The following is a 14,651-nucleotide window of genomic DNA, read 5'->3' as shown; positions in this document are numbered from 1 at the left end:
TTTTAGGTAAGCATATCACTTAATCCTTCTTTTTCAAAAAGTATCTTGCCGATCTTTAATTCTGACCAATCTTCTTTTATTTTATAAGTAAATTTTGGCAGCTTGTTTACAAACTCACAATCTATATAATAACTTGAAACACCTGGTATTGTAGCGCTTTTTTGTAACCGTTGTATATGAGTAGAAATAAAAAATATTGAATTCTTAAACTTAGATAACCCTTTTATAGTTGCTGTACATATTTCGAATGCATCCTCTTCATTAGTACCACTAAACAATTCATCAAAGACTGCAAAACATTTCTCTTCTTTCCTAGCCTGATTCACTACATTCTTTAAATTTACTATTTCTGTCATAAAATGACTATAGCCACTAAGAATATCATCTCTATGATGTAGTGCTACAGAAATAGTTTTAAAGAATGGAATTTCTGCTTTACTAGCGGGTATAGCAATTCCTATTTGACCTAAATACATACATATACTTATTGCTTTTAAAAAAGTAGATTTACCGGACATGTTAGGTCCTGTTAACAAAATAACAGTATTCGATGTTTTAAAACTATTTACAACAGGTTTTTTTAGTAATGGGTGAAAAAAATTATCAACAGATAAACTATTTACAGAAAATTGAGGAAAAATAAAGTTGCGCTCTATAATCCCTTTACTTATAGATAAATATGCTTCAAACTGAAATAAATTATCCCAGAACAATGCTATCGCTCCTTTTGATTCCTTTTTTAATACTATTTCAGAAAGCTCAATAATATGGGTATCTTTTAATGAAGATTCTCTGATTAATTTTTCATAATCACTTAATGAAAAACTTTCAAAAAAATCCATGATTTCTTTAAGTTTACATTGGTATGACTCTGGAAAACATGTAGTATTTATTCTTGAAAAATAGAATACTTCTAACCGATGAAACAATAATATGAGTTGAGCAAATCGACTTTTGAGTATTGCTTTATCTTTTTTTGAAGTCTGTATTCTATATTTTAATTTCTTTTTTGGTAACTCTTGTAACGTATAACTATTTAAAAACTCATAAACTTCTCTGAGATATAAAATGGGATAAGAATATCCATTCAGAACAACTCCATTTTCTATAAAACCTTTTAATATATTTTGCCTCTGAATACTTTCTTTTTCTGAAATTAAAGGTGTTTTTAATATTTTAAGAAGTCTATTCCTAGCATATAAGTTAATAGTGTAATCAAAAAGCGGTAACAACTCTTTTTTTATATGTAAATCCTTAGTAGCACTCATATAGTTTATTATCTCTATAAATTTTTCGACATAATATTTGAGGTAAACTTCTAGATAAGTCTTTTTGTATATTAAACTCATAGAGTTCCTCAAACGTTCTAAATTCTCAGTGTTAGTAAAAAAATAAAAAAATCTTTAGCATAATACTTAACTATTTATAAATACTATGTTTAATCTCTAAATCATAGGTATCTAAATTAAGGTACTGTATCCCTTCATCTTTATATTTTCTCTGAGTTGCTTCTTCCAAAAATTTTAAGTCTAAATACCTTTTAGACATATCTTGTTTATCAATATAAAGAGTTGTTTGTTTTTTTTGATAGAAATGTATCAGTAGATTTTTTTCTTGAATATTGTCAACGCAAATTAAATGAGGGAAAAGCTTATTTTTGTATTTAAACTCAAAGACTCCTCTATTTTTATATTCGGTATACTTTTTTGATTTATCCGATTCTAATAAAATATCTCTTTCATAAGGCATAAAATCAAAATTTTCTTTTTGACTAGATTGATGCCTAAACTCTATTTCTTGTAAATCAACAGTGATTTTATCTGCTTGTTCTTTAAACTTTTGTAAAGAAGCAGAGTCTTTAATCACAAAATCTTCTGTAGACATTTTGATATTTCTAGTTATTCTATAAATTAAATAACAAAACCCTAGTATACTACTAAAAAGGCCGTAAAAAAATAAATTATTCTCCATTGGTAATTTTTAAAATTTAACAGGAATGTTTTTAAAAAAAGTCTTTTGAGTATCTCTATTATAAAATTCCATTCTAATAAACCCTTTTAGGCTGTCTGGTATTTTTTCTAATAAAAAAGAAGGAACATCATTGATCATACCAATATTATACACTTCTTTTTTGTGGTAAAATTATAGATTTCTTCTCCTTATTCATCATAACTCTTCTATCTTCTTATGGATTTCTTTTTCTGGATATTGTTTGTTGTATTTATTATGCTGACTACCAAAAAATACGGGTACGTGTTCAGCGGGTGTAGTATCATAATCATTAATAATTGTTGTACCCAATGTTGAAAGACGTTTTAAATTTGGTAAGTTTTTTACAAATTTGATGCTTTCAAGGTTTTTGCAATCTAGTAACTCCAGTTCTTTTAGTTTTTTAAGTTCTCCAATGGGGCTAAAGTCTTTTAGTTTCCAACAAATATCAAACTCTAAATGCTTAAGGTTTTGTAATGCTGTAATGTCTGAAATATCCGTAAGACTTCGTACACCTCCAAAAGATATACGTTCTAAATTGGTTAGCATTTCGATGCCCTTTAAAGATTTGATTTTAGAACGGGTTACACTCAACCCTTTTAGATTGGTAAGCCCACTTAATTTTGTAAGATCTTTTTCGTCAAAGTCTGCAACGTACAAAACTTCTAAATCTGTATCGTTTAGAGCTTCTAGATTAATGATATGCTTTTTTGACCAGACACTCAAATTTAAAGAATAAAGGCTTTTTGGTAGTCTTGAGCAATCTAGTATGAAGTTACTATCGTGAAAAAGTGATATTGCTAAACCTTCAAGTTTTGAAAACTCATATATGAATTTTTCATCTGCATTACCTGTATAATTACCAATATCTAGTAAGGTTGTATTTCTAAAAATAGTTATAAAATTAGATATAAATTCATTAGAATATCCGTTCCCAAATAATCTAATTTTATAATCTTTTTTCAATAATTCTTCGTCAACTAATTCCAAATTGGAATCTGGTTTTATCATTAAATAAGGTTCGTTAGGAACGCTCGTTTGTAAATACATATCAATTCAATATTACTTGCTCAAATTCTTCTGGTAAGCTATACTTTTTTGCTATTTCTTTAGCTTTTTTAATTAATTTATTCTGTCCTTCTTTTGTTTTCATACTATAGCGCCTTCCTACAGGATTCACTTTATTTAAAAGTTGATGAAATTTACCACTTCCTTTTCTTGAAATATCACCTCCATATTTTTCTAAAATAATAAACTGCTCATATATTTCTCGTTCTAATTTGGTAGAGCCTTTCATTTTATGAACTATACCTCCTATTACTTCTAGGGAGTTCTTTTTTTATAGTATTACCTAAGTTTCCAAACTCTACGGTGTGATCGAAAGAAAATGCATCATCGTGGTCGTCATATCGAATTGATAGTCGTTCATTTATAGCTCTTCTATCTTCTTATGGATTTCTTTTTCTGGATATTGTTTGTTGTATTTATTATGCTGACTACCAAAAAATACGGGTACGTGTTCGGCGGGCGTAGTATCATAATCATTAATAATGGTTGTACCTAATGTTGAAAGACGTTTTAGATTTGGTAAGTTTTTTACAAATTTGATGCTTTCAAGGTTTTTGCAATCTAGTAATTCCAGTTCTCTTAGTTTTTTAAGTTCTCCAATGGGGCTAAAGTCTTTTAGCTTCCAACAAATATCAAACTCTAAATGCTTAAGGTTTTGTAATGCTGTAATGTCTGAAATATCCGTAAGACTTCGTACACCTCCTAGTGATAGGTTTTCTAAACTAGTAAGAGTCTCTATCCCTTTAAGGGATTTGATTTTGGCTGTAGCAAAACTTAAGCTTTTTAAGTTAGTAAGAGAACTTAGCTTGGTTAGGTCTTTTTCGTCAAATCCAGATATTGTCAAATATTCAACATGCTTATTTAATGAATCAAAATTTATAATTTTTTTCTTTGTATATACTGTTAGCCAAAGCGTATTTATGGATTTTGGCAAGGTGTTACAGTCCAATATAAAACCAGTATCTTTCCATAAAGATATGGAAAGAGTTTCTAAATTTGGCATCTGATATACATAAGATGATTTAGCTTTATAATAATAACAGGTAGATAGATCTAATGATGTTATCTTTTGAAATTTACACATAAATTCTTCGAGATATTCTTCTGAAAAATCCTCATTCAAACGAACACAGTATTTACCTTCTGTAAATTCAGGCTTAGCGTCATTTAAATTTGAACTTGCTTTAATCATTAAATATGGGTCTGTTTGGATACCTGATAAATACATACTAATTCAATATTACTTATTCGAATTTGGTTGGTAGGTTATATTCTTTTGCAACTTCCTTTGCTCGTTTTTTAAATTTTCTCAATCCTTCTACAGAGTCTAAATCAAATCTACCACCAACGGGATTAACTTTATTTAGAAGTTTTTTAAATATACTTTTTTCTTTTATAACGCCCCCATATTTCTCTATAATAATAAACTGCTCATATATTTCTCGTTCTAATTTGGTAGAGCCTTTCATTTTATGAACTATACCTTCTATTACTTCTAGGGAGTTCTTTTTTTATAGTATTACCTAAGTTTCCAAACTCTACGGTGTGATCAAAAGAAAATGCATCATCGTGGTCGTCATATCGAATTGATAGTCGTTCATTTATAGCTCTTCTATCTTCTTATGGATTTCTTTTTCTGGATATTGTTTGTTGTATTTATTATGCTGACTACCAAAAAATACGGGTACGTGTTCGGCGGGTGTAGTATCATAATCATTAATAATTGTTGTACCTAATGTTGAAAGACGTTTTAAATTTGGTAAGTTTTTTACAAATTTGATACTTTCAAGGTTTTTACAATCTAGTAACTCCAGTTCTCTTAGTTTTTTAAGTTCTCCAATGGGGCTAAAGTCTTTTAGCTTCCAACAAATATCAAACTCTAAATGCTTAAGGTTTTGTAATGCTGTAATGTTTGAAATATTCGTAAGACTTCGTACACCTCCTAGTGATAGATTTTCTAAGTTAGTAAGGGTTTCTATACCTTTAAGAGATTTGATCTTGGCTGTAGCAAAACTTAAGCTTTTTAAGTTAGTAAGAGAACTTAGTTTGGTTATGTCTTTTTCGTCAAACTCTATAATCTGTAAATTTTCTAATTTTGAAAGGGTATCAAAATTAGAGATCATTTTTTTGTTCCACCAAACGGATAAGGCTTGTAAGCTTCTTAAATGTTCAAAATTTATATCATACATTGTATGTAGATGTAGTGATTTTAAATTTTGCATTTGATACAAAAAATCATACGATACTCCATTCCCATAAGCCGAAATACCTAAACTTTCTATATTACCAAAATATTTTAAAAATTGTTCAAAAAAGTTAGATTTTTGTATCTCTCGTGATATATTTACCCCTTCATTATTCTTAATATAATATTGCTTTGCAGCTTTAAAATCTGCCCCTTCTCTAATATCCATTTTTTATATTTTAATTAAAAACTTTTGTAAATGTTTTAGGTAAATCATATTTATCTGCTATTTCTTCTGCCATTTTATAAAACTTATCTCTGCCTTGTGGAGTATTCAAGTTAAATCTACCTCCTACTGGATTTACCTTATTAAGAAGTTTTTTCCATAAATTACTATTCTTTATCACATTTTTTCTATATTTTTCTAAAATAATAAACTGCTCATATATTTCTCGTTCTAATTTGGTAGAGCCTTTCATTTTATGGAGTACACCGCCTATTACTTCTTCTGTTTTTTGTCCTAATTTACCACTTTTGCCAAAATGCTGCTTTAGTCTTTTAAAAATATTTTTTGATTGCCCTACATATGCTTGCTCTAGATCATCAGCATTTTTAATGATTAGGTCATAAATCCCTTTGTTATCAACTACTTTACTTAGTTTTTTTGCTTGTTTAGCAATAGTTGCAGCGACTCCAAACCCTGGTACCATTGCTGCAAAACTGAGTGCTGCATCGCCATAATTACCTCTTGCTAATGATATACATCCATTGGCTAAATCAGCAATTTCTCCAAGACCAGGAACAAGCCCCGCAATATCTAATCCTGTTTGTAAGCTATCTGCCCAATCATCCCATGTGGTAGGTGCGCCTCCATTATCTTCTGCATCGTATTTGCTAATTTCTTGCCATGTTACCGTCTGATCTGGTGTTACTTTGGGTAGGTTTTTAAATTCTGGATTACTACGATCAACACTATCAGCTACTTGTAAGTCCGAAAAATCTACATTAGGAAATAGACGTTGTGCATCTGCTAAAGAGCCCTCAAAAGTACCTAGTGAGTTATCGTAGAAAAATACGTCTTCGCCCCGTGATGAAATTTCAGATTTTAACTGACTTACTAGTATCGTCCCTCTGTCGGTAACCTTGGCAGTAGTAGAGCGTTTTACTTGTGCAACAGTTTCGCCTACTACAATAGCTTGGTGATTGATATGTAGTAAGCCTTTACCATCATCATCGGTATAGGTGATATTGGTCTGTACGGGCTTGTCTACGACATCACCTCCGCCAAGCTGTACTTTCATACTTGTTTGGCTAACGACCTTACCCCTATGTATGATCTTAATCGTATTCTTACCGTATTGATTCTTATAGTTATTGCTCATCTTTGTAGTTTTCTGAGATTACTTCTAATGGAATTTTTTCTTCATCGATATTAATTGTATAGTCTTTGATGATGTTATCTTGTAAGCGTTTACTACGATATAAAAGTGGCACTTCGAATTTAGAAAGATCAATATCTATAGTTTCGTTAACCATATGTTCTGATTTGATAACGCAATATATTTCGTGTCCTCGTTGGTATTGATTGAGTTCTACGTCGTTACGATCAGTGATGTACTGTTTAATGATCCTTGGATTTAGCTCTTCTGCTTGCTGTATAGGTTCATTTCTTATATTAGGATCTTTTATACGCCACCACTTAGAGGTAATGACCTCTCCATTACGGATTACGGTGGCAGCTGATAGTGTTAGAGTATAGATTGCTCCATCGTATCCACCATCTTGATACTCTAGGCGAGTGCAGTAGGTATCCCATAGCTCTAGGGTTTTAAACATTGTAGTACCTTGTATGGATTGGGTTTCTATCTTACATTCTTTTCGCATGGTGGGGGATAGTGCCCAATTGTCGAATAGGTGTGTCCATCTGCCTATATCGGGGACTACTAATTGATAGATGCCACTGCCGTATGGTATACTAGAGGGCATGCCGTTATAATTGGTTTGTTGTTGTATGATTTCTCTATATGCTAGTACGGGTAGGCTATGACCGTCTATATAGAATCTAGTAGTGTGCTGTGTAGACATTGCTGTTTTTTGATTAGGTTTATAAGAGATATTGGTATTGGTTTATAAAGCTTTGATCATTAGGGTGGGGATTTTTAATGATTATGACTTTATTTTTAGACAATTCTATGCACTGTTTAACCATGGGGAGGATGTGGTGCGTCTTTTTGACGAAGTGTTTGGCTGGGTTTGCTTATTTTTTAACCCTTTGGGTTAAAATTTCGACTAAATGTGTTGAAATTTTAACGACAAAGGTTAATTTTTTAATACAGTAAGCTAAAAACTTCGTCTTTTTTGCTAAACGGAACGTCTTTTTGACGCAACAGAGCGTATATCTTGCTAAATGGAGGGGTACTCCTCTGGTTCGGTATTGATTTTTTTGGTATGGGCAAAGAACTGCTTAAGTTCTGCTACTTTTTCTGTAAACCCTTCCTTACTTGCATCTCTGCTATACTATGAGTAATGTTTTTTTTTCGGTTAGGGCAGATAGCTTGTCTATAAAAATGGACTCTAGCTGTGCTACTAGATGTTCTGCTTTTTGTCTTTCCTCTTGGGGAAGTAAATCTTCGACAACATTTCTCATGTAATATTGATTTTTGTGTAAATTAGTAATGATTGTATTAAGTGGTTATTACTATGTATATTCTACCTCAAAAATAAGGGATTATACTAGAATAGAAAATCTTTTTTACACTATGGGGAAAATTCCCTTAAACGGAATATGCTGATTTTCTATTAGATAAAAATGATTGTGTAGCGTATTGTGAAGTATGTGATAATGGAGATGGAACGTTTAGTGTAGAAGGAGGTACAGCTCAGAAAATCCCAGAAGGATCAATTTTTGAAAATCAATTTAATGTAGCATGCCCTCAGATAGGAGCAAAGTAATATAAATATATCATGTTATGCACTTTATTTTTTCAGCATTCGTATAGCTTCTCTGGTTACAGTTAAGCTAAGTCCGCAAAGTCTATCTGTTTGAAAAAAATACTTGGACTGCCAGAGTAGCATATCATTGTTATCATCTAAAATGATGAAATCCGTATAATTCAAAGGTTTTGTTCCAATTACCTTGCGGTTGTCTTTACACCGTTTGAGTATTTCATTCCCTCTCAAAGTGTAATTATTATCTTTTTTCAAGTCTGGTGTAAAATCAATTAAATCACAGTTAATTCCAACTCTAGAGAAAATACTTTTCATTTCGCCCAACGAGTGTTTTAATCTCCATGTTGAAGTCAATACTATACTATTTTGGATTCTGTTTCGCTAATTATTTTATTCAATAAGTTAACCGTATTGGGGTCAAACATTTTTTCAGGATATTCTCCATTAATGTATTCATCAGATTTTTCCCAAGTATCAGAATTTAAAACTCCATCAATATCTAAAAAAATAATTTTCATATTAATTCTGATCGTGCATAACATATAGATAAACAGGAAAGTGATCGCTATACCCACTTGTATAGGCACATGATTAGCATTTATTTATAATAATGAAGTAAGTAATTTATTTCACTCCATAGGTATCAAAAAGATATACTAAACTTGTCATCGTGGCAGCTCCTAACTCTAATTCTCGTTTATTAACGGCATCAAAAGTATCATTCTTAGCATGGTGGTAATCAAAATAACGTTGCGAATCTGGTCTAAGTCCGGCTAAAACCATTTTTTCTTTTTTTAATGGTCCAATATCTGCTCCACTTCTTCCCTTCACAAAATAATGAATCAAGTAAGGCTCGAAAAGAGGTTTCCAACTTTTTATCTGATCAAAATTAGCGGTATCACAATCAAAAGAAAACCCTCTAGGAGTAAATCCTCCTGCATCGCTTTCTAAAGCAAAAACATGGTTTTCTCCTTTATTTTTTGCTACTGCTGCATACTTTTTACCTCCTCGTAATCCATTCTCTTCATTCATAAAAAGTACTACTCTAATAGTTCTTTTTGGTTTATATCCTATTTCTTTAAGCAAACGTAGCACCTCCATTGACTGCACTACTCCTGCTCCATCATCATGAGAACCATCTCCTAAATCCCATGAATCTAAATGACCTCCAACTACCATATATTCATTAGGTAATGTAGTTCCTGTAATTTGACCTATTACATTATAGGATTGTACATCTTTCCATGTGCGACAATTCATATTAAAATTAAATTTAATATTCGGGTTTAGTTTTAACATAGAGCTTAGTAAATCGGCTCCGTTGGTACTAATTGCTGCAGCTGGGATTTTGTCTTTATTTTTAAGAGTTCCATAACTCATAGACCCTGTATGTGGGAAATCATCTTTTCTAAGATTCATAGAACGTACAATTACTCCTACTGCTCCATATTTAGCTGCCTCAGCTGCTCCGGAATATCGCTGATCCACACAACCTCCATAAGCACTAAATGTACTAATTAGATCTGCTTGCATTGGACGGTTATAAAATACAATCTTTCCTTTTACTTGGTCTATTCCTAATTTCTCAAGATCTGATAAATGTTTAACCTCTATAATTGGCGCTTTGGTTCCTCCTATAAATGTAGGTACAGATCCTCCTAATGCGCATATTGGTACATTAGTGGTTTTACCTGGTTCTGTTTCTATATATGCAAACTCTGTTACTCCTCGGGTCCACTTAGGCACCATAACGGGCTGTAACCATACCTTGTCAATTCCAATTTTTTTCAACTCTTTCTCTGCCCATTCTACTGCTAATTGTGCATTTATAGAACCAGAAAGCCTTCCTCCTATCTGATTAGATAAATAATCAAGCCACTGATAACTATTACCATTAAGCAATGATGTGCTGTATATTTTTTTTAAGATAATCGAATCTTCTTTTACATCATTTTGTGCAAAGGCACTACATGATACTAGAATACATACGATAGAGGTTAGTATTTTTAACATAGTATATTTTAATAGTTTCTTTTATTCACGCTCTAATTGAGCTCTATATAGGTCTAGATTAGCTTTTGTTTTATCGTCTAATTCTGGTTCTTGGATATCATCATACTCCTTTAATGTATCATATAACGTTTTGGCTACTATATATCTTGCTACAGGTTTATTATCTGCAGGGATAACATACCATGGCGCATATGAAAATGATGTCTTATTGATAGCATCCTGATAACAATATTGGTATTGATCCCAAAGTTTTCGTTCTTTTAAATCTCCTGCAGAGAATTTCCAATTTTTCTCTTTCTTATCTAACCTACGTAGCAGTCTATTTTTTTGTTCTTCTTTAGACAGATGTAAATAGAATTTATAAATCAGTGTTCCATTATCTGCAATATGTTTTTCAAAATTTCTTATTTGTTCAAAACGTTGATCCCAAAATCTATCATCTATAGCATCAACGGTATTAATATGAGGAATATTCTCTCCTAATATATATTCTGGATGTACTCTTGTTACCAAAACATTCTCATAATGTGTCCTATTAAAGACTCCAAATTTACCTCGTTGTGGCAAGGCTATATAATGCCTCCATAAGTAATCATGAGATTGCTCTAATTCTGTAGGTACTTTAAAACTATGTACTATAATCCCACGAGTATTAAAATCCTTAAATACTTCTCTGATCAAACTATCTTTACCAGAAGTATCCATCCCCTGAAGACATATCAATACGGCATACTTACCATGAGCGTATAACGTATCTTGTAATTCTCCTAGTTTCTCTCGTACTTCTTCGAGCTCTTTCTCTATTTTTTTTTCGCTCTCTTCGAGATCTAAGGTTGTAGAAATCGTAGATAAGTTTATAGTGTCAGACACTTTAAAATCTTCGTGATGTATCTTCTTCATACTATAATTTATATTAACACCCGAAAGATACTAAAGTTTTCTGTGGTCTAAAAAAACTATCTCATACATTACTTAATGGAGTAATGCCTTTTTTAAAATAGTTACTGGGTGTAATGCTAATCGATTTGTTCCATCTTTTATTTGATGCCTACAACTTGTACCTACTGCTGCAATTGTAGTGCTTTCTGGTGCTTTTCTAACTGCAGGAAACAAGGTTTGTTCTCCTATTTGCATACTTATATCATAATGCTCTTTTTCATATCCAAAAGATCCTGCCATACCACAACATCCTGATGGAATGATAGTCACTTTATAGTTTTGTGGTAAATTTAATGCCATAAATGTATGATCTACTCCTGATAATGCTTTTTGATGGCAATGTCCATGCAATTTTATCGTTTTACCCTCTGTAGTAAATTGATTAGAAGATATATTTCCTTTTTTTATTTCAGCATTTAAAAACTCATCAATCAAAAATGTATGTTTTGCAATAGTATCAGCTTTTTCTTTATCATCTGCTAGTCGATGGTATTCATCTCTAAAAGTCAATATCGCAGAAGGCTCTAAACCTATTAATGGGGTTTGCGCTGTTATTAGGTCTTTAAATATTTCAATATTATGATTTGCTAGTATTTTTGCTTTTTCTAGTATTCCTTTAGAAATAAAAGTACGTCCACTTTCTTTATGAGTCACTACTTTTACTTCGTAATTTAATCTCGTAAGCAATTCTATTGCATCAATCCCTATTTCTGCATCTAAATGATTTGTAAACTCATCTATAAAAAAGTAAACTGTCTTCACAGGGTTTTGAGGTTGTACTTTTTTTATGTTTTGATCACACCAGCTTCGTAATGATTGTTTACTTAATAATGGCATATCTCTCTTCTTAGCAATACCTAAAGTTGTTTTTAGGATTCTTGATGTTAGTTTATTTTTAAAAAAGAAGTTTGTTATTTTAGGAGCTATACGCCCCAAATTATTTAATGTATTAGAATTTGCAAAAATTTTGGTTCGCAATGATGTTCCATTTTCTTTTTGATATTGGTATTCAAATTCTGCTTTTAATGTAGCGATATCAACATTAGATGGGCACTCACTAGAACACCCCTTACAACTTAAACAAAGATCAAAAACATCTTTTAATTCTTTAGTATTAAACTTATTAGGCTGCGTGTTATTGGTTAAAAATTCTCGTAATGTATTCGCTCTACCTCGTGTTGTATCTTTTTCATTTTTGGTAACTCGATAACTAGGGCACATAGTTCCACCGGCTTCTACAGATTTACGACAATCACCACTTCCATTACATTTTTCTGTAGCTCTTAAAATCCCTAGTGAATCTGTAAAATCTAGTATGGTATTTATCTCTGGTTCCTTACGATCTGTCTCATATCGTAATTGCTGATCCATAGGATACGCATTAATGATTTTACCTGGATTAAAAACACAATTAGGATCAAATGTATTTTTGATTCGTTGTAAAATCTTATAGTTTTCTTCTCCAATCATAAACGGTATATACTCCGCTCTTACAATACCATCTCCATGCTCTCCACTCATAGAGCCTTGGTATTTTTTTACCAAAACTGCTACATCATCTGTGATTTTTTTAAACAAGCTTACATCATCACTTTTTTTGAGATCAAGAATAGGGCGAAGATGTATTTCTCCTGCTCCTGCATGCGCATAGTATACTGTTTGCTGATCATATGCCTTCATTAAATCAGTAAACTCTGCTATATAATCTGCTAGATCAGATATCGCAACTGCTGTATCTTCTATACATGCTACGGCTTTTTTATCTCCTATAATATTACCCAGTAATCCTAACCCTGCTTTTCTAAGTTCTAATGCTTGATCGATTTCTGATCCTTTCAGAATAGGGTTTGCGTAACTTAATCCAGAGTCTACGAGTGTTTTTAATAATTTTTGTTCTTGCTCTTGTAAACTTGTTATATCATTAGCTCTAAGTTCTAACATCAATATTGCTTCTGGATCATCAACAATAAAAAATCGATTCTTTAGCTGCTCTATATTATTCTTTGTACAATCCAAAATGGTCTTATCCATCATTTCGCAAGTAAATAATGAATGTTTCATTACAGGCACTACTGCTTTCATACAATCATCAATACTTGTAAAATGTGCCGCAATCATCAAAGACTCCTTAGGAGGTAAATCATCTAATTGTAAAGTTACTTGTGTTGTAAATGCTAATGTACCTTCACTTCCTGATAATAGTTTACACATATTAAAAGGTGTCGTTGTATCAGAAAATATATCAGAATCGATTAATTCATCAATGGCGTATCCTGTATTACGACGATGAATTTCTGGTTTAGGAAAATGTGTTAAGACTTGTTTCTGAACTTCTTTAGGAGAAAGTTCTGTATATATTTGTTTATAAATTTCTCCCTCTAAAGTATTTAGATTCTTTTTTAGTTCAAAATCATTTTTTGATAGTTCTGAAAATGTAACCTCACTACCATCAGACAATATAATCTGCATTGCTACTACCTTATCCCTTGTTACTCCGTATTGAATTGAGGTAGTACCGCTACTATTATTCCCTATCATTCCTCCAATCATACATCTATTAGAGGTTGATGTATTAGGACCAAAAAATAATCCGTATGATTTTAGAAATCGATTAAGGTCATCTCGGATCACTCCTGGTTGAACAGTAACTGTTTTTTTTACTTTATCTACTGATCGTATTTTGGTAAAGTATTTAGAAACATCTACTACAATACCATCACCAACACATTGCCCTGCCAGAGAAGTCCCTGCTGTTCTAGGAATAAGTCCAAGGTTATACTTTGCTGCAAATAAAATTATCTTTTTTAAGTCTCTTATTGATTTTGGAAAAGCAACTGCCAAAGGGATTCTTCTATATACTGAAGCATCTGTTGCATACAAAGATTTAGTAAGTGTATCAAATTGTAATTCTCCCTCAAGGTTTTTATGTAAAGAAACTAATGTACTATTATCTATCATAATCATTTTTCTTTCCTAAAGAATCGAGAGAAACCTGTCTTTTAAAATTCGTATCAAAACATATAAAACTATCTGTCCCAGCTACCCCTTCGATTTGGTGAACCTGATCATATAGTATTTTTCTTAAATGCTGATTATCATAGGTAAAAATAAGAAAGAAAATTGCATATTGACCAGAAACATAATTACATTCTAATATCTCAGGAATTTTCTGTAAACCTTCTACTACTGATGATGCATATCGTGCTTCTTTAAGCTGTATGCCAACGTATGATTTTGTTCTGAATCCAATCCGTTTTTCATCTACTACAAATTCTGCTTTATTGATAACTTCTGATTGTTTTAATTTTTTAATTCTCTGATGTACCAGAGAATTAGATATTTTTAAATCTTCTGCAATCTGAGAAAAAGGTTTTCTCGCATCTTTTCGTATTTGTAATAATATTTGCTGATCTATATAATCAAAATGACTCATAATAATTAAAAATTTAAAACATCAATAGTCAAAATGAAGATAGAAATAACACAATACATCAATTTGACATAAAAT

Annotated in this window: 16 protein-coding genes; all 16 read right to left on the bottom strand. The window is 31.6% G+C overall.

The window, feature by feature from the left end; translation table 11 throughout:
* Positions 1-2: 2 nt before the first annotated feature.
* The gene (locus N456_RS12865; protein WP_062057706.1) at positions 3-1,268 is read right to left on the bottom strand and encodes a MutS-related protein; all 1,266 of its coding nucleotides are present in this window, start codon (positions 1,266-1,268) and stop codon (positions 3-5) included.
* A 151-nt stretch (positions 1,269-1,419) separates the two neighbouring features.
* The gene (locus tag N456_RS12860; RefSeq protein ID WP_062057704.1) at positions 1,420-1,884 is read right to left on the bottom strand and encodes a hypothetical protein; all 465 of its coding nucleotides are present in this window, start codon (positions 1,882-1,884) and stop codon (positions 1,420-1,422) included.
* 282 nt (positions 1,885-2,166) lie between these two features.
* Entirely contained in the window at positions 2,167-3,039 is an 873-nt protein-coding gene (locus tag N456_RS12855; protein ID WP_062057702.1) for a hypothetical protein, read from the bottom strand.
* Between the two features lies 1 nt (position 3,040).
* Positions 3,041-3,286, bottom strand: a complete 246-nt coding sequence (locus tag N456_RS12850; protein ID WP_062057699.1) for a hypothetical protein — start codon at positions 3,284-3,286, stop codon at positions 3,041-3,043.
* A 132-nt stretch (positions 3,287-3,418) separates the two neighbouring features.
* Positions 3,419-4,285 carry a hypothetical protein gene (locus N456_RS12845; protein ID WP_062057696.1) on the bottom strand — a complete coding sequence of 289 codons (867 nt, stop codon included), beginning with the start codon at positions 4,283-4,285 and terminating at the stop codon, positions 3,419-3,421.
* Between the two features lie 16 nt (positions 4,286-4,301).
* Positions 4,302-4,526: a hypothetical protein gene (locus N456_RS12840; RefSeq protein WP_062057693.1), complete on the bottom strand. Its 225-nt coding sequence runs from the start codon at positions 4,524-4,526 to the stop codon at positions 4,302-4,304.
* A gap of 132 nt (positions 4,527-4,658) precedes the next feature.
* Positions 4,659-5,471 (bottom strand): leucine-rich repeat domain-containing protein, encoded by an 813-nt coding sequence (locus N456_RS12835; protein WP_062057690.1) that lies wholly within the window; start codon positions 5,469-5,471, stop codon positions 4,659-4,661.
* Positions 5,472-5,481: 10 nt separating this feature from the next.
* Positions 5,482-6,624 (bottom strand): GIY-YIG nuclease family protein, encoded by a 1,143-nt coding sequence (locus tag N456_RS12830; protein ID WP_148639323.1) that lies wholly within the window; start codon positions 6,622-6,624, stop codon positions 5,482-5,484.
* Positions 6,614-7,327: a type VI secretion system tube protein TssD gene (gene tssD, locus N456_RS12825; RefSeq protein ID WP_062057685.1), complete on the bottom strand. Its 714-nt coding sequence runs from the start codon at positions 7,325-7,327 to the stop codon at positions 6,614-6,616. Before tssD ends, N456_RS12830 begins: the two co-directional genes overlap by 11 nt.
* Before the next feature lie 427 nt (positions 7,328-7,754).
* Positions 7,755-7,889, bottom strand: coding sequence for a hypothetical protein (locus N456_RS25180; RefSeq protein WP_262482839.1), 135 nt, complete (start codon positions 7,887-7,889; stop codon positions 7,755-7,757).
* Between the two features lie 329 nt (positions 7,890-8,218).
* Entirely contained in the window at positions 8,219-8,506 is a 288-nt protein-coding gene (locus N456_RS25175) for a hypothetical protein (protein WP_148639322.1), read from the bottom strand.
* A gap of 41 nt (positions 8,507-8,547) precedes the next feature.
* Positions 8,548-8,709 (bottom strand): HAD domain-containing protein, encoded by a 162-nt coding sequence (locus tag N456_RS25170; protein WP_158447885.1) that lies wholly within the window; start codon positions 8,707-8,709, stop codon positions 8,548-8,550.
* A 106-nt stretch (positions 8,710-8,815) separates the two neighbouring features.
* Positions 8,816-10,204, bottom strand: a complete 1,389-nt coding sequence (locus N456_RS12815; protein WP_062057679.1) for a M20/M25/M40 family metallo-hydrolase — start codon at positions 10,202-10,204, stop codon at positions 8,816-8,818.
* A 21-nt stretch (positions 10,205-10,225) separates the two neighbouring features.
* The gene (locus N456_RS12810) at positions 10,226-11,104 is read right to left on the bottom strand and encodes a PPK2 family polyphosphate kinase (RefSeq protein WP_062057676.1); all 879 of its coding nucleotides are present in this window, start codon (positions 11,102-11,104) and stop codon (positions 10,226-10,228) included.
* A gap of 72 nt (positions 11,105-11,176) precedes the next feature.
* Entirely contained in the window at positions 11,177-14,107 is a 2,931-nt protein-coding gene (locus N456_RS12805) for an FAD-binding and (Fe-S)-binding domain-containing protein (RefSeq protein WP_062057673.1), read from the bottom strand.
* Positions 14,091-14,576: an Lrp/AsnC family transcriptional regulator gene (locus tag N456_RS12800; protein ID WP_062057670.1), complete on the bottom strand. Its 486-nt coding sequence runs from the start codon at positions 14,574-14,576 to the stop codon at positions 14,091-14,093. Before N456_RS12800 ends, N456_RS12805 begins: the two co-directional genes overlap by 17 nt.
* Positions 14,577-14,651: the final 75 nt, after the last annotated feature.

Origin of the sequence: Aquimarina longa SW024 (genome assembly GCF_001401755.1) — a bacterium.
Taxonomy (GTDB): Bacteria; Bacteroidota; Bacteroidia; order Flavobacteriales; family Flavobacteriaceae; genus Aquimarina; species Aquimarina longa.
This window is presented reverse-complemented; position numbering and strand designations above follow the sequence as displayed.

Coding starts and splice junctions, on each gene's coding strand:
- N456_RS12865 (WP_062057706.1), bottom strand. CDS start 1,268: ATGAGTGCTACTAAGGATTTACATATAAAAAAAGAGTTGTTACCGCTT.
- N456_RS12860 (WP_062057704.1), bottom strand. CDS start 1,884: ATGTCTACAGAAGATTTTGTGATTAAAGACTCTGCTTCTTTACAAAAG.
- N456_RS12855 (WP_062057702.1), bottom strand. CDS start 3,039: ATGTATTTACAAACGAGCGTTCCTAACGAACCTTATTTAATGATAAAA.
- N456_RS12850 (WP_062057699.1), bottom strand. CDS start 3,286: ATGAAAGGCTCTACCAAATTAGAACGAGAAATATATGAGCAGTTTATT.
- N456_RS12845 (WP_062057696.1), bottom strand. CDS start 4,285: ATGTATTTATCAGGTATCCAAACAGACCCATATTTAATGATTAAAGCA.
- N456_RS12840 (WP_062057693.1), bottom strand. CDS start 4,526: ATGAAAGGCTCTACCAAATTAGAACGAGAAATATATGAGCAGTTTATT.
- N456_RS12835 (WP_062057690.1), bottom strand. CDS start 5,471: ATGGATATTAGAGAAGGGGCAGATTTTAAAGCTGCAAAGCAATATTAT.
- N456_RS12830 (WP_148639323.1), bottom strand. CDS start 6,624: ATGAGCAATAACTATAAGAATCAATACGGTAAGAATACGATTAAGATC.
- tssD (WP_062057685.1), bottom strand. CDS start 7,327: ATGTCTACACAGCACACTACTAGATTCTATATAGACGGTCATAGCCTA.
- N456_RS25180 (WP_262482839.1), bottom strand. CDS start 7,889: ATGAGAAATGTTGTCGAAGATTTACTTCCCCAAGAGGAAAGACAAAAA.
- N456_RS25175 (WP_148639322.1), bottom strand. CDS start 8,506: ATGAAAAGTATTTTCTCTAGAGTTGGAATTAACTGTGATTTAATTGAT.
- N456_RS25170 (WP_158447885.1), bottom strand. CDS start 8,709: ATGAAAATTATTTTTTTAGATATTGATGGAGTTTTAAATTCTGATACT.
- N456_RS12815 (WP_062057679.1), bottom strand. CDS start 10,204: ATGTTAAAAATACTAACCTCTATCGTATGTATTCTAGTATCATGTAGT.
- N456_RS12810 (WP_062057676.1), bottom strand. CDS start 11,104: ATGAAGAAGATACATCACGAAGATTTTAAAGTGTCTGACACTATAAAC.
- N456_RS12805 (WP_062057673.1), bottom strand. CDS start 14,107: ATGATTATGATAGATAATAGTACATTAGTTTCTTTACATAAAAACCTT.
- N456_RS12800 (WP_062057670.1), bottom strand. CDS start 14,576: ATGAGTCATTTTGATTATATAGATCAGCAAATATTATTACAAATACGA.